At 72.3% G+C, this 20688-nt stretch carries 16 protein-coding genes and 1 pseudogene; 7 read left to right on the top strand and 10 right to left on the bottom strand.

The window, feature by feature from the left end; all coding sequences use genetic code 11:
• Positions 1 to 17: 17 nt before the first annotated feature.
• A complete protein-coding gene (locus ACFYOS_RS05525) occupies positions 18 to 392 on the bottom strand; it encodes a DUF1622 domain-containing protein (protein WP_387136197.1) in 375 nt (124 codons plus the stop codon).
• Positions 393 to 629: 237 nt separating this feature from the next.
• On the opposite strand from ACFYOS_RS05525, the gene ACFYOS_RS05520 reads away from it, so the two are divergent.
• The gene (locus tag ACFYOS_RS05520; protein ID WP_387136196.1) at positions 630 to 797 is read left to right on the top strand and encodes a hypothetical protein; all 168 of its coding nucleotides are present in this window, start codon (positions 630 to 632) and stop codon (positions 795 to 797) included.
• A 4-nt stretch (positions 798 to 801) separates the two neighbouring features.
• Here the strand turns inward: ACFYOS_RS05520 and ACFYOS_RS05515 are convergent, their stop codons facing one another.
• The 6 genes from ACFYOS_RS05515 to ACFYOS_RS05490 all read right to left on the bottom strand — a co-directional run bounded on the left by ACFYOS_RS05515 (position 802) and on the right by ACFYOS_RS05490 (position 6724).
• Entirely contained in the window at positions 802 to 1434 is a 633-nt protein-coding gene (locus tag ACFYOS_RS05515) for a DUF2238 domain-containing protein (RefSeq protein WP_387136195.1), read from the bottom strand.
• Positions 1435 to 1649: 215 nt separating this feature from the next.
• A complete protein-coding gene (locus tag ACFYOS_RS05510) occupies positions 1650 to 2315 on the bottom strand; it encodes a TcmI family type II polyketide cyclase (protein WP_387136194.1) in 666 nt (221 codons plus the stop codon).
• Between the two features lie 55 nt (positions 2316 to 2370).
• Complete coding sequence (locus ACFYOS_RS05505) at positions 2371 to 3597, bottom strand: cytochrome P450 (RefSeq protein ID WP_387136193.1); 1227 nt, start codon at positions 3595 to 3597, stop codon at positions 2371 to 2373.
• Positions 3594 to 3914: a putative quinol monooxygenase gene (locus tag ACFYOS_RS05500; RefSeq protein ID WP_387136192.1), complete on the bottom strand. Its 321-nt coding sequence runs from the start codon at positions 3912 to 3914 to the stop codon at positions 3594 to 3596. The genes ACFYOS_RS05505 and ACFYOS_RS05500 overlap by 4 nt, the downstream gene beginning before the upstream one ends.
• Positions 3911 to 6190 carry an FAD-dependent oxidoreductase gene (locus ACFYOS_RS05495; RefSeq protein WP_387136191.1) on the bottom strand — a complete coding sequence of 760 codons (2280 nt, stop codon included), beginning with the start codon at positions 6188 to 6190 and terminating at the stop codon, positions 3911 to 3913. The genes ACFYOS_RS05500 and ACFYOS_RS05495 overlap by 4 nt, the downstream gene beginning before the upstream one ends.
• 297 nt (positions 6191 to 6487) lie before the next feature.
• Positions 6488 to 6724, bottom strand: a complete 237-nt coding sequence (locus tag ACFYOS_RS05490) for a helix-turn-helix domain-containing protein (RefSeq protein ID WP_387136190.1) — start codon at positions 6722 to 6724, stop codon at positions 6488 to 6490.
• Positions 6725 to 6905: 181 nt separating this feature from the next.
• Between ACFYOS_RS05490 and ACFYOS_RS05485 the strand changes: the two genes are divergently transcribed.
• Positions 6906 to 7664, top strand: a complete 759-nt coding sequence (locus ACFYOS_RS05485) for a class I SAM-dependent methyltransferase (protein ID WP_387136189.1) — start codon at positions 6906 to 6908, stop codon at positions 7662 to 7664.
• A 21-nt stretch (positions 7665 to 7685) separates the two neighbouring features.
• On the opposite strand, the gene ACFYOS_RS05480 is transcribed toward ACFYOS_RS05485, so the two are convergent.
• Entirely contained in the window at positions 7686 to 9344 is a 1659-nt protein-coding gene (locus ACFYOS_RS05480) for an FAD-binding dehydrogenase (RefSeq protein ID WP_387136188.1), read from the bottom strand.
• Between the two features lie 84 nt (positions 9345 to 9428).
• Positions 9429 to 9965 (bottom strand): GNAT family N-acetyltransferase, encoded by a 537-nt coding sequence (locus tag ACFYOS_RS05475; protein ID WP_387136187.1) that lies wholly within the window; start codon positions 9963 to 9965, stop codon positions 9429 to 9431.
• Positions 9966 to 10248: 283 nt separating this feature from the next.
• On the opposite strand from ACFYOS_RS05475, the gene ACFYOS_RS05470 reads away from it, so the two are divergent.
• The 4 genes from ACFYOS_RS05470 (at position 10249) to ACFYOS_RS05455 (ending at position 19457) form a co-directional block, all read left to right on the top strand.
• Positions 10249 to 11031 carry an inositol monophosphatase family protein gene (locus ACFYOS_RS05470; RefSeq protein WP_387136186.1) on the top strand — a complete coding sequence of 261 codons (783 nt, stop codon included), beginning with the start codon at positions 10249 to 10251 and terminating at the stop codon, positions 11029 to 11031.
• A 224-nt stretch (positions 11032 to 11255) separates the two neighbouring features.
• Entirely contained in the window at positions 11256 to 12083 is an 828-nt protein-coding gene (locus ACFYOS_RS05465) for a DUF72 domain-containing protein (RefSeq protein WP_387136185.1), read from the top strand.
• 205 nt (positions 12084 to 12288) lie between these two features.
• Positions 12289 to 13608 (top strand): cytochrome P450, encoded by a 1320-nt coding sequence (locus ACFYOS_RS05460; protein ID WP_387136184.1) that lies wholly within the window; start codon positions 12289 to 12291, stop codon positions 13606 to 13608.
• 383 nt (positions 13609 to 13991) lie between these two features.
• Positions 13992 to 19457 carry a carboxyl transferase domain-containing protein gene (locus tag ACFYOS_RS05455; RefSeq protein WP_387136183.1) on the top strand — a complete coding sequence of 1822 codons (5466 nt, stop codon included), beginning with the start codon at positions 13992 to 13994 and terminating at the stop codon, positions 19455 to 19457.
• Positions 19458 to 19551: 94 nt separating this feature from the next.
• Here ACFYOS_RS05455 and ACFYOS_RS05450 read toward each other — a convergent pair whose 3' ends face one another.
• Positions 19552 to 19965: an ester cyclase gene (locus tag ACFYOS_RS05450; RefSeq protein ID WP_387136182.1), complete on the bottom strand. Its 414-nt coding sequence runs from the start codon at positions 19963 to 19965 to the stop codon at positions 19552 to 19554.
• A 163-nt stretch (positions 19966 to 20128) separates the two neighbouring features.
• Here ACFYOS_RS05450 and acnA point away from each other — a divergent pair.
• Positions 20129 to 20554 (top strand): annotated as a pseudogene (gene acnA, locus ACFYOS_RS05445) (aconitate hydratase); the annotation flags it as partial.
• Positions 20555 to 20688: the final 134 nt, after the last annotated feature.

Genomic DNA, 20688 nt, shown 5'->3' with positions numbered 1-20688 from the left:
AGCGGCGCGACCCGGCTTCATCGCGCGCCGACACTCGGCCCGCCCACCGGTCCCTTCGCCTGCCACGGCCAGCGGCCATCGAGTTCCACCTCCAGCGAGAAGCTGAGGAAGGTCCGGACCAGCACGATCAGGGCCAGCACGCCGACGCTGGCGAAGGTGGGCGAGACCGCGACGGTACGGATGATGTCGCCGCCGACCAGGAACTCCAGCCCCAGCAGGATGGCCCGGCCGACGCCCTGCCGGTACGCCCGGTAGTGGTCGACCACCTGCCGGGTCCGCCACCAGCTCAGCAGGAAGACGACCGTGGCAACGGTGACGCCGAGCCCGATCACCAGCACCCCGGCCAGGTCCAGAAGCTCCCCGACCCGCTGGATGATCTCCTTCGTCGGCACCCGACACCCCCGTACCCGACTCCCGCCCCGGCCGACCGCCCTAGGGCGGGGCCGGCAGAACCCACCATCGCGCATAGTCCGCCGCCCTCGGGCCCGTTTCGCCCGTTTCAGGCAGGGCGGGCGGAGGCGCCGAACGCCTGCGGCGGTGCGCCACCGCGGCCTAGGGTGGGTACGACCGGGCCGCCCGCGACCGGGCGGCGGTCATCACCGGCGACGGCGACTGACGAGGAGCCCGACGTGACGGAGCCCGAAGAGGGTGAGGAGAAGAGCCGGAAGACCGACGACGTCCTCTTCTCCACCGACGGGGACCCCCATCACAGGATGGCGCAGGCCCCGCAGCCCGACGAACACCTGCCCGTGCAGTTCCAGCACGACGGCGAGACGGAGACCGTCGGCGACGAGTAAATCCCTACCGCGCGGGGGCGGGTGGGGTGAACGCGGACAACTCGCGTTCGTGCAGGCGGCTGAGCAGGGCCAGTGAGGTGATCGCGCCGATCAGCGCCAGGAACATGTCCCACTGGGTGTCCCAGACGTCGCCCTGGGTGGCGAGGAAGTCGTCGGCGGCCGACCCGCCGGCCACGGCGGCCCACCACTCGATCATTTCGAAGAAGGCGCTGAACGCCAGGCAGGCGCAGACCACCAGCGGGGCGAGCCAGCGGCTGCCGCCCAAGGGCGAGCGGCGGACCAGGATCTCGCGGACCAGGATGGCCGGCACGAAGCCCTGCGCGAAGTGGCCGAGCCGGTCGTACGGGTTGCGGGACAGGTCGAGCAGGTCCCGCACCCAGTCCCCCAGCGGCGTACGCGCGTAGCTGTAGTGACCGCCGACGATGAGAATCAGCGCGTGGCCGGCGAGCAGGCAGCAGAGCAGCGTGGTCAGCGGGAACCGGCGCCAGGTGAGCAGCACCACCGGGACACCGACGATCACCCACACCGTCTCCAGCAGCCAGGTGAGCCGGTCGTACGGCCGGATGCCGGAGACGACCAGCGCGACGAGCACCAGGCCCAGGAGCGCCTGCGGGAGGATGCTGCGTACTCGGGGCACCGGTGACCGCCTGTTCCTGGTGGGACGGACCGGCCCGCCGCCGGCCGGACGCCGACGATAGCAGCGCCGGCGGCGGGTCAGCCGATTCCTACAAGACGCAGCGCACCGCGTACCAGCCGGGCTCGGCGGCCCCGCGGGGTTCCGTGGCACCCGTCACCGGCCCAGCCAGCCTGGCTGGCAGGATGGGCCGGGGTCGGGGTCGGGGTAGGCGGTGGTCAGTCCTCGGCGCGCCAGCGGTAGAACGGCTTCGCCACCGAGTCCTGCGGGCCGCGCGTGTGCTCCGGGCGGTACGGGGCGACGTACGGGGCGAGTTCCTCCATGAGCTTGCCGAAGGCCGGCTTCCGGTGGTTGTGCCGGAGGGCCTCGGCGACCGACGTGTCCTGTTCCACCAGGTGCACGAAGACGTCGTCGATCGAGTACAGCCACCGCCCGGTGACGCCCAGGTCGGTCGGCAGCGAGCCGGCGTCGGACTCGGCGAAGATCCGCGCCACGTCCGGCTCGGCGCCGGGCTTGATCCGCTGGATGATGACGGTCAGCGTGGTGTTCGTGGGTTCCGCGCCGCCCTCCGGGGCCCACCGGTAGAACTCCTTCGCCACCGAGTCGGACGGGTTCTTCCAGTACCTCGGGTACGGCGTCACGTACGGGGCGATGGCTTCGGCGATCTTCTGGAACGCGGGCAGCCCGCGGGTCTGGCCCGACACCTTGGGGTCCTGCTCGCGTTCGATGACGTGGATGTAGAGGTCGTCGTGGGACAACAGGATCCGCCCGATGACCCCGAGGTCCTGGGGTCGGGTGGTCCGGTCGTAGTAGCCGAAGACGTCGCCGACGATGTTGTCGCTGCCGGGAACCATGTGGCAGACGATCACGTTCCGGAAGACCATGGCTGTGCTCCTTGAGTGGGATCTGATTGGCGGGTGAGGAAGGGCCCTGGAGCTGTCAAGCGGCGAAGGTGACCGGAAGCTCCAGCAGGCCCCGGAACGGTGACGCCGCCGGCAGCCGGCGCACCTCGGCGACCGGCACCGCGAGCCGCAGACCCGGCAGCCGGCGCAGTAGCGCCCCGAGGCCGATCTGTGCCTCCATCCGGGCCAGGGAGACCCCGAGGCAGTAGTGGACGCCGTGCCCGAAGCCGAGGTGCGGGCCGCGTACGCGGCGGAGGTCCAGCCGGTCCGGATCGGCGAAGTGCGCCGGGTCGTGGTTGGCTGAGTTGATCACCACGCCGACGATCGAGCCCTGCGGGATGCACACCCCCTGGTACTCGACCTCCTCGGTGGCGATCCTGGGGCTGGCCACCGGCAACGGACCGTCGAACCGGAGCAGTTCCTCGATCGCGGACGGCAGCAGCTGCGGCGAGGTGCGCAGCAGTTCGAGCTGCTCGGGGTGGGACAGCAGGGCCAGCGTGGCGTTTCCGAGGAAGTCCGCGGTCGTCTGGTGCCCGGCGAACAGCAGCAGGAACGTGGTGGTGACCAGTTCCGCTTCGGACAGCGCCCCGTCCTGGTCGCAGGACCCGATCAGCGCGCCGATGATGTCGTCGGCGGGGTGGTCGCGCTTGGCCTGCACCAGGTCGGCGAGGTAGTCGTGCAGCTTGAGCTGGGCCTCCTGCACGGCCGCCCGCTCCTCCTGTGGAGGGCGGCGGGAAGACCCCGAGGTCCTGATCACCTGGGTCCAGTCGAGCACCCGCCCGTGGTCGGCCTCCGGGATGCCGAGCAGCTCGCAGATCACCGTCATCGGCAGCGGGATCGCGAAGTCGTGCATCAGCTCGGCCTGGCCCTGCGGGACGATCTTGTCGAGCAGACCGTCCACGATCTGCGCCACGCGCGGTCGAAGCGCCTCGATCCGGCGCGGCGCGAACGCCTGCGACACGATCCGGCGCAGCCGGGTGTGTTCCGGCGGGTCCGAGTTGAGCATGTTCTTGTTCAGCCCCTCGGAGTTCGGCCCGAACAGCCGCAGGTAGTGCTGGCCGGGGCCGTAGAGGTCCTTGGACAGCCGGGGGTCGGTCAGCGCCGCCTTGGCGTCGTCGTACCCCGTGATCAGGTACTGGTCGAAGCGGGGCGAGCTGACCGGGCACACCGGCCGGTCCGTGCGCAGCCGGGCGAAGGACGGATAGGGGTCGGCGGCGAACTCGTCGGTGTAGAACTCGCCCGCGGGTACGGCGTCCTCGGTCATCTCGACTCCTCGGCTTCGCTGCCCACGCTGTGCAGCACCTGGTAGGTGTGACGGTGCGCGGATTCGCGCAGCTCACGGATGATGCGCAGCAGCCGGTCGCGGTGTTCGCTGCGGCCGAAGGCGTCCAACCGTTCGCGGTCCGCCCAGTCGCTGATGATCAGGTAGCTGCGCGGGTCGTCGGCGTCGCGGACCAGGTCCTGATGCAGACAGCCGTCCAGCGTGCGGATCTCCGTGGCCGCCGAGAGCCACTCGGCCTCGAACCGTTCCTCGCAGCCCTCCCGGGTCCGCATCGCGAGCACGGTGCGTACCCGGCTCATCGCGTGCCCCCGAACACCAGGTGCAGGTGCTTGCGCAGGCCGTCGCCGTCGATCGGCTGGCTGCGGAAACCCACGTGCCCGTCCGGGCGGACCAGGTACAGCGCGGTTCCGGCGACGCCGTAGGTGGCGCGGAACCCGTTGTCGGCGTCCACCACGACGGGCGGCGCGGGCAGCCGCGGCGTCGGGGCGTCCGGGCTGAGCAGCAGGTACACGTCGATCTCCCCGGACGCCTGCCCGTGCAGGTCGGCGCAGAGCTCCGCCACCGCGGTCAGCGCCGCGTCGTCCGCCGAGGCGTCGGCGTAGACCAGCAGGGTGTGCCGGCCGCCGCGGGTCAGGTCGCGCAGCCGCAGCGCGTGGCCGACGCCGCGCCGGCGCAGGCCGCCCACATCGGGGGTACGGTCGCCGGGCCCGGGGCCGTTCCGCAACGCGTCGGGGTCGGACACCGACTCGCCGACGAGCGGGCTGTTCGCGTAGCTGAGCAGCATGGACATCTCCTGGAGGAACTGGCGCTCGAGGTCCGCGCGGTCCAGCTCGTCGGTGAAGGCCATCCGTACCGCGCGCCCGACGATCTCCTCGCCCTCGGGCCGCCGTTCGGTCTCGTAGCTGTCCAGCAGCCCGGGCGCCGCGATCCCGCGCACCGCCAGGGCCAGCTTCCAGGCCAGGTTCCACGCGTCCTGGATCCCGGTGTTCATGCCCTGGCCGCCGGCGGGCGGGTGCAGGTGCGCGGCGTCGCCGACCACGAACACCCGGCCGTCGCGGTACCGGTCCACGATCCCGTGGCTGATCCGGAACACCGACGACCAGCGCAGGTTCGACGCCCGGGTGCCGGGCGGGGCGAGGCGGTCGAGGGCGGCCTGGACGTCGGCCAGGGCGGGTTCGGCGAGTTCCTCGCTGAACCCGGGCGGGGCGTCCTGCCCGCCGGTCTGGGCGAAGAACCGGGGCGGGGCCAGCGTCGCGATCCGGTACCGGCGCTCACCGCGCAGCGGTACGCAGACCAGCATGCCGTCCATCCGGCCGTCGGTCTCGTGCAGGAACCGGAGCAGGTGGCCGTCCGGCATGTCCCAGTCGACGTCCACGTCGCCGAGCATGAACAGCTGCGGGAAGCGGCCCAGCCCGCCGGTGAACGTCAACCCGAGCAGCTCGCGGACCCGGCTGTGCGCGCCGTCGCAGCCGACCAGATACTTCGCGCGTACCGTCTCGGTGCCGCCGTCGGCGGTCGCGACGGTGGCCGTCACGCCGTCGTCATCCTGGGTGAACCCGACCAGCTCGGTGCCGCGCCGCGGGTGTACGCCGAGCGTGGCGAGCCGTTCGGCGAGGAGGCGTTCGGTCTCGTACTGCGGCAGACCGAGGTGCGCGTACGGCAGGCCCGGCAGCTCCCAGCTCATCCGGTGCGTCTCCTGGCCGTTGACGAACACCATGTTCCCGGTCAGCCAGATGCCGGCGTCCATCGCCTCCCGGACGATGCCCTGCTCCTCCCAGAGCTCCATCGTGCGGCAGTGCACGCCGATCGCCTTGTCGGCCTGTCCGGCCGGGGTGGCCAGCTTGTCGATCACCCGGCAGTCGATGCCCCGCCGGGCCAGCTCGACGGCGGCGGTCAGCCCGGTGGGCCCCGCTCCGACGACGAGTACGTCCGTTGTCCTGTGCACGTCGACCTCCCTGCCCGTACGTGGTTTTCGGCTGTCTCGTGGATCGGCCACGGCGTGGAAGAGGCGGCGGCGGATGTCGAGGAGGAAGGGCGCGATCGGCCCGGCCTCCTGCTCCGCGTGCGCCGGATCGCCGATCCAGCGGTGGAACTCCGCCGCGCTGCGCCATTCGGCGAAGATGTGGTGGATGTCGGAACCCGGCTCGCGCAGCAGGTTCTCGCGCAGGTAACCGGGCACCGTCGCCATCCGGTCGAGGACCTCGACGTACCCGCGGTCGAACTCCGCGCGGCGCCCGGCCGGCACGGTGAGCTCGACGTCCACGAAGATCCGCGGGTCGCCGTCCGCCCGGTCGCGCATCAGCTGGTAGCCGTCCGCCGGGAACGATTCGCAGAGCGGGCGGACGGCGTCGGCGAAGCGGGCGGCGGCCGGCCCCGCGACGTAGTCGCGCCACGCGGCCTCGTCGGTCCACTCGGTGACCAGGACGAAGGTACGCGGATCAGCGGCGTCCAGGAGCAGGTCCTGCCCGAGGCTGCCGGCGGCGCCGCGAGCCTGCTCGGCGACCACCCGCCAGGCGGCTTCCACCGCGGGTTCACACCCCGGGCGCGCGCGGATCCGGAGCATCGTCCTGATCATGAAGTCTCCTCGGACGGCCTGGGCGGGACGACGGATGCCGTCGCCCTGCGACCCTGCCGAAGGTCGCGTCACCCGCCCGTCACGGGATACCCCGGCGAAGTCTGTGACGGTTGACGCCGTGGGGACGGGTTCCGCGCCTCACCTGGTGGCGGGCGTGGACCCGAGGACCACCATCCGCGCCCCACTCCGGCGGCCGCCGAACGGGCGGACGTTCCTCGTCCTGGGCAGGAACCACCGTCCCCGCCAGGTCGGCGCGGGGAGAACCGTCGATGCAGGGAATGGTTCGGGAAACCGAATTCAGTCTTCCTTGCGGAAAAGCCCTCGACCGCCGTACTTCTTGTGCACGGCCTGCTTGCTGACGCCGAGTGCAGCGGCGATCTCCGCCCAGGTCACGCCCTGGGCCCGCGCCCGACGGACCAGGACCGCCTGGATCCGCTCGAATTCCTTCGCCGCCTCCGCGGTCGCGGCGAGCGCGACCCGGGGGTCGTCGTCGTCGGTGGCGTGCACGAGGCTCACCAGCCGAGTCACTTCCATGCCGCCAGATTATGAGCACCGGCCGCAGGGCGTCAACCTAAGATGACAAGCTGCGTCCAGTTTGTCCGGTCGGATCATCGCACCCCTGGACCGCGGGCCACTATCACCAGCATCAGGTAGTTGCAAAGTAGTGGCAACAAGGTCTCGACGGGCAGCCGGCGAGGTAACTATCGTCAGCCGCATGACTCCTTACGCACTGGACGCGCGGGCATGGCAGGAGAGCTGGGACCGGCAGCAGGAGGCGTACCTGCCGGACCGGGAACACCGCTTCGCCGCGCTGCTCGACGCCGCCGAAGCGGCCACCGACGCCCGACCGCTTCAACTGCTGGATCTCGCCGGTGGCACCGGATCGATCAGCCTGCGCGCCCTGGCCCGCCACCCCGACGCGCAGGTCACCGTGCTCGACCTCGACCCGGTCCTGCTCACCATCGCCGAGGCGTCCCTGTCCGGACGCGCCACCGTCGTCACCGCCGACCTCAACCGCGCCGACTGGCCGGAGGCGCTGCCCCACCGCGCGTACGACGCGGTGCTCACCGCCACCGCCCTGCACTGGCTCGACGGCCCACGGCTGGCCGAGCTCTACCGCGAGATCCGCGACGTCCTGCGGCCGGGTGGAGTCCTCGTCAACGCCGACCACATGCCGGACGACGCGCTGCCCACCCTCACCACCCGGCTGTCCGACCGGGCCCGGCAGCGGCGGGCCGCCCGCCACCAGGCCGGTGCCGCCCTGTCCTGGGAGGGCTGGTGGGCGCAGGCCGCCGCCGACCCCGTCCTGGCGCCGCTGGTGGATAAGCGGCAGCAGATCTACCCGACCGGCCACAGCCCCGAGTGGACCCCGCCCGCCGGCTGGCACCTCGACGCCCTGCGCGCCGCCGGTTTCACCGAGGCCGGCGTGCTGTGGCGCAACGGCAGCGACGCCGCCGTGGCCGCCCTGCGCTGACCGGTCCGCCCGGGCCGCGCGTCAGCCGACGGCGGCCGCGGCGGCCCGGCCGGCGGTCCGCCCCGAGAAGAGGCAGCCGCCGAGGAAGGTCCCCTCCAGCGCGTTGTAGCCGTGCATGCCGCCACCACCGAAGCCGGCGACCTCGCCGGCGGCGTACACCCCGCCGAGCGGCTCGCCGTCGGGACGCAGCACCCGGCCGGACAGGTCGGTGTGCAGCCCGCCGAGGGTCTTGCGGGTGAGCACGTGCAACTGGACGGCGATCAGCGGCCCGGCCGCCGGGTCGAGCAGCCGGTGCGGGGTGGCGACCCGGATGAGCCGATCCCCCCGGTACGCCCGGGCGCCGCGGACGGCGTGCAGTTGGGCGTCCTTGCCGAACGGGTGGGCGCTGTCCCGGTCCCGGGCCTCGACGACCCGACGCAGCTCGACGGCGTCGAGCTGCGGCCCGCCGGTCTCGGCGGCCAGCCTGTTCATCCCGTCGACCAGCTCCGGCAGGCCGTCGGCGACGACGAAGTCCGCGCCGTGCCGCTTGAACGCCTCCACCGGGCCCGGCGCGCCGGGGCGTACCCGTCGCAGCACCTGCCGGATGCTGCGGTTGGTCAGGTCGGGGTTCTGCTCGGAGCCCGACAACGCGAACTCCTTCTCCAGGATCTTCTGGGTGAGCAGGAACCAGCTGTAGTCGTACCCGGTGGTTCGCAGGTGGCGCAGCGTGGCCAGGGTGTCGAAGCCGGGGAAGAGCGGCGCCGGCAGCCGCTGCCCGGTGGCGTCGAGCCAGAGGGAGGAGGGGCCGGGCAGGATCCGGATGCCGTGCCCGGGCCAGATCGGGTCCCAGTTGCGCAGCCCCTCGGTGTAGTGCCACATCCGGTCGGGGTTGACGATCCGCCCGCCGGCGGCCTCAGTGATGGCGAGCATCCGCCCGTCGACGTACGCGGGCACCCCGGTCACCATTCGGGTCGGCGGGGTGCCCAGGCGCGCCGGCCAGGCCCGCCGGACCAGGTCGTGGTCGCCGCCGATCCCGCCGGAGGTGATGATCACGGCCTGCGCGTCGTACGCGAAGTCGCCGACCACGGTGCGGGAGGTGGGGCGACCGCGGGGGGCGTCGTCGGGCTCCAGGATCGCGCCGCGCACGCCGGTGACCACGCCACCGCTGGTGACCAGCTCGTCGACGCGGTGCCGGAACAGCAGCCGGATCCGGCCCTCGTCGGCGGCGGCCCGCACCCGCCGGGCGAACGGCTCGACCACGCCCGGGCCGGTGCCCCAGGTGACATGGAAGCGGGGCACCGAGTTGCCGTGCCCGTGCGCCGCTCCCCCGCCCCGTTCGGCCCAGCTGACCACCGGGAAGATCCGGTGACCCAGCCCGCGCAGCCAGGCCCGCTTCTCCCCGGCCGCGAAGTGCACGTACGCCTCGGCCCACCGGCGCGGCCAGTGGTCCTCCGGGCGGTCGAAGGCGGCGCTACCGGTCCAGTCCTGCCAGGCCAGCTCGACCGAGTCCCGGATGCCCATCCGCCGCTGCTCGGGCGAGTCGACCAGGAAGAGCCCGCCGAACGACCACCACGCCTGGCCGCCGAGGTTCTGCTCGGGTTCCTGGTCCAGCAGCAGCACCCGGCGGCCGGCGTCGGCCGCCTCGGCGGCGGCGACCAGGCCCGCCAACCCGGCCCCGACCACGATCACATCGGTTTCCACGTCCTCGACCGTACGTACCGGGATGCCGGAATCATCGGTCGGGGTGGGCATGATCAACGACGGCCCCGGGACCCCGTTCCGCGGTCAGCCGAGCTTCCTGGTCAGCGTCTCGAACGCCAGGTCGGGCCGCCGCGGCACCCCGAACCGCTCGTCGCCGTACGGGAACGGAGTCAGCTCGCCCGTGCGGGTGTAGCCACGGCGTTCATACCAGGCGATCAGGTCGTCCCGCTGCGTGATCACCGTCATCCGCATCTCGCCGGCGCCCCATTCCTCCCGGGCGAACCGCTCGGCCTCCGCCAGCAGCGCCCGGCCGAGGCCGCCACCCTGCCGGCCTGGCGACACCGCGAACATGCCGAAGTAGACGTGGTCGTCGCGGCGCTCCAGGTGGCAGCAGGCGACGATGCCCGTCCCGTCCTCGGCGACCAGCACCGTGCCGTCCGGTTGCCGCACCGCGGCGCCCACCATGTCCGCGTCGGCGCGCTGGCCGCCGAGCAGGTCCGCCTCGTGGGTCCAGCCGGCCCGGCTGCGCTCCCCCCGGTACGCCGACTCGACCAGGTCGACGAGGGCGTCCACGTCGCCGGAACGGGCGGTCCGGACGGTGCAGGATCCAGGGCTGGTCATCGGCGGGTCTCCCGGGTCAGGACGGTCGTCGGATCAGCGTACGCATCCCGACCGGCCGGGGAGCCGCGGTCGTCAGCGGTCCCGCATGATCCGACCCGGGGTGCAGCCCAGCGTCACCTCGATTCCCCGTCGCAGGCAAGGCCCGTCCAGGGCTGGTTGAGGTGTACGGTGGGCAGCTCGCCCCAGGCGTACCGCGCGCCGGTCCGGTCCCGCCGGGCCGACGGCAGCCCGCGAGAGCCCGCCGGCTTCGCCCGATAATCTGCCAGATATGATCAACTCGTACGTGAGCCTTGACGATGCCGGGGTTGCGGTAGCGGCGGCCCGAGCCGGCGCGGACGTGGTGCGCAACATGTACGGCCAGCGGCTCACCCGCATCGACAAGGGCGCCGGAGACTTCGCCACCGCCGCCGATGTGGCGGCTGAGCAGACGATCCTCGGCGTCATCCGGGCTGCTCGACCTGATGACGCCGTGCTCGGTGAGGAAGGTGGGCAGCGGGGCGCGGCCGACGCCGTGCGCCAGTGGTTGGTGGATCCCCTCTGCGGCACGCTGAACTACGCCGTCGGCAACATGCTGGTGGCCGTCAACGTGGCGCTGCGCGATGGGGCGGCGGCGGTGGCCGACCCGTTCAGCGGCGAGGTGTTCTTCACCGACGGTGCGACCGCCTGGGTGCGGCATGACGGTGTCGATGAGCGGCTGAGGCCCACGCCCGCCACCCAGCTGGTGGACGTCAACCTGGATCCGCCGTTTCCGAGCGCGCCCGGATTCCGGGCCGTCGACCTGCTGGCCCACCCCGGGTTCGTCGAACGGTTCCGGCCGCGGGTCGTGTCCACGACCCTGGCGTTGGCCTGGGTCGCGGCCGGCAAGCGCGCCGCGTACGTCACCGACGGCGGTGACCTGTCCGGAAGCGTGCATTTCGCCGCCGGCATCGCCGTGTGCCGGGCTGCCGGCTGCGTCGTCACCGGGATCGACGGCGCCCCGATCGGGCAGGCCGGCCGCGGGCTGGTGGTGGCCGGCGACGCCGAGACCCACGGGCTGCTGATGTCGATGATCCGCAGCCGAAGCTAGTGCGGTGAGCCACGCCTCGGTCGAGCCGGCCAGGTGGCGCAACGGTCGGTGCACCGTACGGCCCACCCGGGTCCCTCAACTGATCTCGACCGTCCGCAGCGCCACCGCGAGGTGCGTCCGGGGTCCGGTCGTCCGGGCCGGATACCGTACGCACGGCGCGGGTCGTCCCGGGCCGGGGCGTCGAAGGGTGGGAGGATCGAATGCGCCTGCACGTGGGGTGCGCGATGTGGGCACACCGATCCTGGCAGGGACGCTTCCTGGCGCACCCGTTGCCGGCCCACGAGCGGCTGCGCGCCTACGCCGGCTGGTGCACCGCGGTCGAGGGGAACACCACCTTCTACGCGACCCCGAGTCGGGAGACGGTGGCCTCGTGGGCGCGGCAGACCGACCCTGATTTCCGCTTCGTGCTCAAGCTGCCGAAGGTCGTCACGCACGAACGCCGGCTCAGCAACGCCGAGGAGGAGCTGCGGGTCTTCCTGGACGCGATCGAACCGCTCGGCCGCCGAGCCCACGCCCTCTGGATCCAGTTGCCGGGCTCGTTCGGTCCGGCCGACGTACCCGCGCTCGCCCGCTTCCTGCGCGGGCTGCCCGCCGCCCACCGGTACGCCGTGGAGGTCCGCCACCCCGCGTTCTTCGACGATCCCCGGGCGGTGCGGACGTTGGAGGAGACGCTCGTCATGGTCGGCGCGGAGTGGATCCCGTTCGACACCACCGCGTTCTTCCGCACCCCGCCGACCAGCGACGCGGAACGGGAGGCGTGGACCAGGAAGCCGCGTACCCCGCTGCGCACGCACGCGCTGACCGACCGGCCGATCGTCCGGTACCTCGGCCGCGACGACTCCGCGCGGACGGTCGAGGGCTGGCAACCGTGGGTCGACGTGGTGACCGGCTGGCTGCGCGAGGGCCGCTCGCCGACCGTGTTCGTGCACACCCCGGACAACGCCGACGCGCCCGACCTCGCCCGCAGGTTCCACGACGAGGTGCGGGCGGTGCTGCCCCGGGTCGAGCCGCTGCCCGAGCCGACGCCGGTCGGACCGTTGGCGCTGTTCTGACACCGCGGACCCGGCGGCGGCCAGGAGAGCTGGTCGCGCTTCCGTTCGGTCCGCGTGCGGACTACGGTCGCTTCCACATCGCCCAGGTTCACCGTGTTGGCATTCGCGTCTGTCGCGGCACCGCGACAGCGGAAGGGGTCGCCGTCATGACGATCAGCCACCTCAGCGTCGGTGACTCCGGCGCCGGTCCGGTCAGCGCCGGGCAGTGACCGTCGATCCGGCACCCCTGGTCGACCCCCGCACCTACGTCGACGGCGTCCCGTACGACCTGCTCGCCGCGCTGCGCGCGGCCGGCCCGGTGGTGTGGGTCGAGGAGCCGCCGCTGCTCGGGCTACCCGGCGGTCCGGGCTTCTGGCTGGTGCTCCGGCACGCCGACGTGACGGACACGCTCAAGCAACCACGGCTCTTCTCGTCCTGGCTCGGTGCCACCCAGATCCGCGACCCGGCCACCCCGGAGGACCTGGGCTACGTGCGGCGGATGATGCTCAACATGGACCCGCCGGAACACGGGCGGCTGCGCCGGCCGATGGCTCGCTCGTTCACCCCGCGCGCGGTCGCCGCGCTGGAGGCGTCGATCCGCGCGAACGCGGCAGCCCTCGTCGAGCGCGCGCTGGGCGACGCGGACGAGGGAACCTGCGACTTCGCCCGCGACCTCGCCGCCGACCTGCCGCTGCTCACGCTCGCGGACGTGCTCGGGGTACCGGAGCCCGACCGCTGGCTGCTGTACGACTGGTCGAACCGGGTGATCGGCTTCCAGGACCCGGACTACGCCGGGTCGGCCGCATTCGACGCGCAGGCGGGGACCACCGCGGCCCGCGAAGCGCTGCGGCACCGACCGGTACCGGACGCCGACGGCAGGATGCCGGATCCGCGCACCCGAGCCGGCATGGCCGACCTCTACGCGTACGCGCACCTGCTGGCCGAGTCGAAGCGCCGCAGCCCGGGACCGGACGTCATGTCCATCCTGCTGGCCCGGCAGGGCGACGACCGGCTCTCGGTGGAAGAGTTCGAGAACATGTTCTGGCTGTTCGCCGTGGCGGGCAACGAGACGATCCGCAACGGCCTGCCGGGCGCGATGATCGCCCTGCTGGAGCACCCGGCGGAGATGGCACGGCTGCGCCGGAACCCGACGCTGTTCGACACCGCCGCCGACGAACTGCTGCGCTGGTGGACGCCGGTGATGCTGTTCCGGCGCACGGCCACCACGGACACCGCCGTAGCCGGGGTGCCCGTGCGGGCCGGGGACAAGGTGGTGGTCTCGTTCGCCTCGGCCAACCGCGACGAGCGCGTCTTCGCCGACCCCGACCGGCTCGACCTCGCCCGCCACCCGAACCCGCACGTCGTCTTCGGCCACGGGCCGCATTTCTGCCTCGGCGCGCACCTGGCCCGGTGCCAGCTCCGTGCGCTGTTCGAGGCGTTGCTGGCGCGCACCGCCAGCATCGCGTACGAGGGCCCACCCGCATACCTGCGCTCGAACTTCCAGCGCGGCGTGAAGCGCCTGCCGATCCACTGGCGGCGCCGCTGATCAGGCTCCGGCCGATGGTCGCGCCGTCGCGGGCCATCACAGTGTGACCGTTTGACGGTCAGCCGGTCACCGTGCGGCTCCAGGCCGAGCATCGTCCGCAGCAGTAGCAGCGGGGCTCCGGTGGAGTTGTCCGCGATCACCATGTCTGGGCGTTTCCGTGGGCAGCCGGGTCAGGGCTGACCGACACCCGCCGCTGCCGTTCGCACCCGCCCCAACCAGGAGCGGGGCAGCCAAAAAGTTTTGTTCGGTTCCTACAAAGGTGCCGCGAAGGGTTCGGTGGTTACGACATGGCGCTGCCAGCCGGCAGGCGGAAAGGTGATCACTGCCGGAGGCCCGGGGTCTCGCGGCGCGTACATCGTGTGTCTACCGGAGGGGTCGGTCGGGTGTTCAGCCGTGTCGCCATCGTCAACCGTGGTGAGGCCGCGATGCGGCTCATCCACGCGGTCCGAGAGCTGGCCGCGGAGACCGGGTCCCGGATCGAGACCGTCGCCCTGTACACCGACGTCGACCGCACCGCCACGTTCGTGCGTGAGGCGGACATCGCCTACGACCTCGGTCCCGCGTCCGCACGCCCGTACCTCGACCTGGCGGTGCTCGAGCGCGCGCTGGTGGAGACCGGCGCCGACGCCGCGTGGGTCGGTTGGGGCTTCGTCGCAGAGGACCCGGCGTTCGCGGAGTTGTGCGAGAAGGTCGGCGTGACCTTCGTCGGGCCGAGCGCGGAGGCCATGCGCAAGCTCGGCGACAAGATCGGCGCGAAGCTGATCGCCGAGGAGGTCGGCGTGCCGGTCGCGCCGTGGAGTCGCGGCGCGGTCGAGACCCTGGACGCGGCCCTGTCGGCAGCGACCGAGATCGGCTACCCGCTGATGCTGAAGGCGACCGCGGGCGGCGGCGGGCGCGGCATCCGCGTGATCACGAAGGATGCCGAGCTCGTCGACGCGTACGAGCGCACCAGCCAGGAGGCGGCACGGGCGTTCGGCAGCGGCATCGTGTTCCTGGAGCGCCTGGTCACCGGTGCCCGGCACGTCGAGGTCCAGGTGATCGCCGACGGCCAGGGCACCGCGTGGGCGCTCGGTGTCCGCGACTGTTCGGTGCAGCGGCGCAACCAGAAGGTCATCGAGGAGTCGGCGTCGCCGGTGCTCAGCCCGGCGCAGGCCGCCGAGCTCAAGGCGTCGGCCGAGCGGCTTGCCGTAGCGGTCGGTTACCGGGGCGCGGCGACCGTCGAGTTCCTCTACCACCCGGGCGACCGGCTGTTCGCGTTCCTCGAGGTCAACACCCGCCTGCAGGTCGAGCACCCGATCACCGAGTTGACCACCGGGTTCGACCTGGTCAAGGCGCAGCTGCACGTGGCTTCGGGTGGGCGGCTCGAAGGCGAGCCGCCGGTGGAGCGCGGGCACGCCATCGAGGCCCGGCTGAACGCCGAGGACCCCGACCGCGACTTCGCGCCCTCGCCGGGCCGTATCGCGCGGCTGGACCTGCCCGCTGGGCCGGGCATCCGGGTGGACACCGGCGTCAGCGAGGGTGACACCATCCCCGCCGACTTCGACTCGATGATCGCGAAGATCATCGCCTACGGTCGCGACCGCGACGAGGCGCTCGGCAAGCTGCGCCGGGCGATGGCGAACACCACGGTGATCATCGAGGGCGGCGCGACGAACAAGAGCTTCGTGCTCGACCTGCTCGACCAGCCCGAAGTGATCGACGCCAGCGCGGACACCGGCTGGATCGACCGCGTCCGCGGCGAGGGCAGGCTCGTCGGGCACCGGCACTCCGCCGTCGCGCTGGCGGCCGCCGCCATCGAGGCATACGAGGACGAGGAACGCGTCGAGCGGCAGCGGCTGCTGTCGACGGCGTTCGGCGGACGCCCGCAGGTGCAGCACAAGAGCGGCCGACCGCTGGACCTCAAGCTGCGTGGCGTCGGGTACCGCATGCGCGTGGCGCGGGTCGGCGCGCACCGGTTCCGCGTCGGCATCGAGGCGGGCGGCGCCGTCCGCACCGCCGACGTCGAACTCGACCGCTTCGACCGGCACACCGGGCAGATCCTCGTCAACGGCGCCCGATACCGCCTGCTCACCGGGACGCACGGGCCGATCCACCTGGTCGAGGTGGACGGCGTGACGCACCGGGTCAGCCGTGACGAGGGCGGCGTCGTCCGCTCGCCCATGCCCGCCCTGGTCGTCGCCACGCCGCTGGAGGTCGGCGCCGAGGTCGAGGCGGGCGCGCCGGTGCTGGTGCTGGAAGCCATGAAGATGGAGACGGTGCTGCGGGCGCCGTTCAAGGCGCGGCTGAAGGAATGCGCCGTCGCCGTGGGCACCCAGGTGGAGGCCGGCGCGCCGCTGCTGCGGCTGGAGCCACTCGCCGACGAGGCCGACGAGGCCGACGAGCCCGCGGACCGCCCGGCCGGCGGGTCGGTCGAGCTGGACCTGCCCGCCGCGCCCGAGGAGATTCCGGCGCGGAAGCGCACCCGGCGCGGTCAGGAGGACCTGCGCGGCCTGCTGCTCGGCTTCGACGTGGACCCGCACGACGACCGTCGGGTGCTCGACGACTACCTCGCCGCGCGGCGGGCGGCCACCGAGGACGGCTACCGACCGCTGGCCGAGGAGCTCGAACTCGTCAACGTGTTCGCCGACCTCGCCGAGCTGAGCCGCAACCGGCCCACGGGCGAGGACGGCGGCGGCGACGCCCACGTGCACAGCGCCCGCGAGTACTTCCACACCTACCTGCAGAGCCTCGACGTCGAGCGGGCCGGACTGCCGAGTTCGTTCCAGGCCAAGCTCGCCAAGGCGCTCGGGCACTACGGTGTCAGCGACCTGGAGCGCTGCCCCGAGCTCGACGCCGCCGTGTTCCGGATCTTCCTCGCCCAGCAACGCGCGTCCGCCGACGTCACGGTCGTCGCGGCGCTGCTGCGCGCGTGGCTGCGGGAGGCCCCGCCGGACGAGACGCTGCGCGAGCCCGCCGGTCTCGCGCTGGAGCGGTTGGTGGCTGCGACGCAGGTCCGCTTCCCCGTGGTCGCCGACCTCGCCCGCGGCGTGGTGTTCGCCTGGTTCGCCCAGCCGCTGCTGCGCCGCAACCGCGCCCGCGTCTACGCCGAGGTCCGCAACCACCTGCGCCACCTGGACACGCAGCCGGACGCGCCGGACCGCGCCGAGCGCGTCGCCGAGATGGTACGCAGCACCGAGCCACTGGTGCGGCTGCTCGGCCAGCGGCTCGTGCGTGACCACCTCGACAACGCGGTCATGCTCGAAGTGCTGACCCGCCGGTACTACGGCAACAAGGCGCTCACCAGCGTCCGCACCCACGAGACCGCGGGCTGCACGTTCGTGGTGGCCGAGCGCGCGGACTCGAGCGTGGTCTCCGCCGCGGTGCGCTTCGACGCGCTGGGCGGCGCGCTGCGCGGGCTCGCCGAACTGGCCGGCGGCGAGGACGCCGTCGACGCCGACATCTACCTCGCCTGGGAGAATCAGCCGGAGGACTTCGACGCGACGGCGGCCGCGCTGTTCGAGGTCATCAACGCGCACCCGCTGCCGCATCAGGTCCGCCGAGTCACCACCACCGTCGCGGGCCGTGCCGGAGCGGTGATGCACCACCACCTCACGTTCCGCCCGTCTGGTGCCGGGATGACCGAGGAGCGGCTGATCCGCGGCCTGCACCCGTACATCGCGCAGCGGATGCAGCTGGAGCGGCTGCGCGAGTTCGACCTGACCCGGCTGCCGTCGTCGGACGAGGAGGTCTACCTCTTCCAGTGCGTGGCGCGGGAGAACCCGTCCGACGAGCGCCTCGTCGCGTTCGCGCAGGTGCGCGACCTGACCGAGCTGCGCGAGCACGACGGCCGGCTGGTCGCGCTGCCGACGACCGAGGACACCGTCGCCGCCTGCCTCGACTCGATCCGCCGCGCGCAGTCCCGGCGACCGTCGAAGACCCGCTTCAACACCAACCGGATCGTGATCTACGTCTGGCCGCCGAGCGAGCTCACCCGGGAGGAGATGGAGATGATCGCCGGGCGCGTGCGCCCGACGACCGCGGGCGCCGGGCTGGAGGAGATCCTCTTCATCGCGCGGCAGCGCGACCGCGAGACCGGCGAGCTGGCCAAGATCGCCGTACGGATCTCCTTCGACGCCACCGGCGGCGCCGAGCTGACCGTCGGCGAGCCGCCGGTCGAGCCGGTCGAGCCGCTCGACGACTACCGGCTGAAGGTGCTGCGGGCCAGCAGCCGCAACACGGTGTACCCGTACGAGCTGACCGGCCTGCTCGGCGACTTCGTCGAGCACGACCTCGACGGCGACCACGCCCTGGTGCCGGTCGACCGGCCCAAGGGGCGCAACACCGCGGCGATCGTCGCCGGCGTCGTCACCACGCCGACCCCGCGGCACCCGCAGGGCGTCACCCGGGTCGTGCTGCTCGGTGACCCCACGAAGGCGCTCGGCGCCCTGTCGGAGCCGGAGTGCCGCCGGGTGATCGCCGCACTGGACCTGGCCGAGCGGATGCGGGTGCCGCTGGAGTGGTACGCGCTGTCCGCCGGCGCCCGGATCTCCATGAAGTCGGGCACGGAGAACATGGACTGGGTGGCCGCGGCACTCAAGCGGATCGTCGAGTTCACTCAGGACGGCGGCGAGATCAACATCGTCGTCGCGGGCATCAACGTCGGCGCGCAGCCGTACTGGAACGCCGAGGCGACGATGCTCATGCACACCAAGGGCGTCCTGGTGATGACGCCGGACTCGGCGATGGTGCTCACCGGCAAGCAGTCGCTCGACTTCTCCGGTGGCGTGTCGGCCGAGGACAACTTCGGCATCGGCGGCTACGACCGGGTGATGGGCCCGAACGGGCAGGCGCAGTACTGGGCGCCGAACCTTCCCGCCGCACGGGACGTGCTGATGTCGCACTACGACCACACGTACGTCGCACCCGGCGAGGACGCGCCGCGGCGGGCGACCACCACCGACCCCGTCGACCGCGACATCTCCGCCTTCCCGCATGCCGTGGCCGGCAGCGACTTCACCACCGTCGGCGAGATCTTCTCCGCCGAGGCCAACCCGGACCGCAAGAAGCCGTTCGACATCCGGACCGTGATGCGGGCGCTCTCCGACCAGGACCACCCGGTGCTGGAACGCTGGGCGGGCATGGCCGACGCGGAAACCGCGGTGGTGCAGGACGTGCATCTCGGCGGCATCCCGGTGTGCCTGCTCGGCATCGAGTCACGGGCGGTGCCGCGGCGTGGCTTCCCGCCCACCGACGGCCCGGACACCTACACCGCGGGCACGCTGTTCCCGCGGTCGTCGAAGAAGGCCGCGCGGGCGATCAACGCGGCCAGCGGCAACCGGCCGCTGGTGGTGCTGGCGAACCTGTCGGGCTTCGACGGCTCGCCCGAGTCGATGCGCAAGCTGCAACTGGAGTACGGCGCCGAGATCGGCCGCGCGATCGTGAACTTCCGCGGGCCCATCGTGTTCTGCGTGATCTCGCGGTATCACGGCGGCGCGTTCGTGGTGTTCTCGAAGGCGCTGAACCCCAACATGACCGTGCTGGCGCTGGAAGGCTCGTTCGCCTCGGTGCTCGGCGGCGCTCCCGCCGCTGCCGTGGTGTTCTCCGGCGACGTCGACGCCCGCACCGCGGCCGACCCGCGGGTGCGGGACCTGGAGGCCCGCGCCGCGGCCGCCTCCGGCGCCGACCGCGCCGCGTTGACCGCAGAACTCGACGAGCTCCGCTCGTCGGTCCGCGCGGAGAAGCTCGGCGAGGTGGCTACGGAGTTCGACCGCGTGCACAACATCCAGCGCGCTGTCGAGGTCGGCTCCGTGGACGCCGTCATCCGGGCAGCCGAACTCCGTCCGCGCATCATCGCGGCCATCGGTGTCTGATCTGCGTTAGCCGGCCCGAGGGGCGACCATCACGCCAGGCGCGGGGTGGTCGCCCAACGCGCTGCCGCGTGCGAACGGGAACCGGGCGTGGCGATCAGGCCAACCCGATCTGCTTCATGAAGGTGGTCAGGTCGTAGAAGAGGTTCTCCTCGACGATCCTGCCGTCGACCCAGCGAGCGACCGTGCAGAAGTCGACCTCGAAGGACCTGCCGGTCGGCGGCATCTCCTTGCCGTCCGGGCCCATCATCGGACCGGTCATGGTGCCGGTCCACCGGGCGACCGAGCAGGTCCACTCGCCCGAGGCGAAGAGCACCTTGTACGGCCGGTTGTCCAGGTGCTGGTCGGGGAACGCCATGAAGACCTGGCGGGACTCGGCCTCGTGGTCGTGCTGGCCGTGTGTCTCCGGCTTGCCCGGCCACCGCACCACCACGTTCTCGTGGTGGCGGCTGTTGAACGTCGCAAGGTCCTGGGCGTTCCAGGCGTCGTCGAGCGTCTGCATGAGTTCCATGTTTCGCTGCTCCGTGGTTACCGCCTGTTTGATGCCCATCGTGCCCGGCCTCCCGACTCTGCACCAGTCGCCGATTACCGTCGGTTACTACCAGCTACCCGGCCGATGCTAGGCGCTCGCGCGGGTCCGTCGGCGGGGTTTGCCAGCTTTGGCAGTCGGCCGAGAGGCCGCCATGGCCTACCGGGAAGCGGCTACGCCGCTGCTCGTCATCGCCGGCAAGGACTACGGCAGCGGATCGTCGAGGGACTGGGCGGCGAAGGGACCGGCCCTGCTCGGTGTTCGGGCGGTTCTCGCCGAATCCTTCGAACGGATCCACCGAGCCAATCTCGTGGGCATGGGCATCCTGCCACTGCAGTTCCTACCGGGCGACAGTGCTGACTCCCTCGGCCTCACCGGGGAGGAGATCTACACCATCTCCGGGTTGGCCACCACCACCGACGGACGAACACCCACCACGGTCACCGTCACCGCCGACGACACGGCCTTCGACGTGACCGTGCGCCTGGACACGGCACGGGAGGTCGCGTACTACCGGCACGGCGGCATCATGCCGTACGTCCTGCGCGCCATCTGCCGGCAGGACTCTTGACCCGCACGTCGAGCCGTCCCAACAGGAGTGTCGGTCGACGGTACGATGCACCGGGAGTAGCGACGGCGGCCGGCAGCGTGACGGGCGGGCACCGATCGGGACTCCAGACGTCGGTGGTGCCGGACAACGGGGGA

Source organism: Micromonospora sp. NPDC005806 (genome assembly GCF_042871425.1).
In the GTDB taxonomy this organism is placed as follows: domain Bacteria; phylum Actinomycetota; class Actinomycetes; order Mycobacteriales; family Micromonosporaceae; genus Micromonospora.
This window is presented reverse-complemented; position numbering and strand designations above follow the sequence as displayed.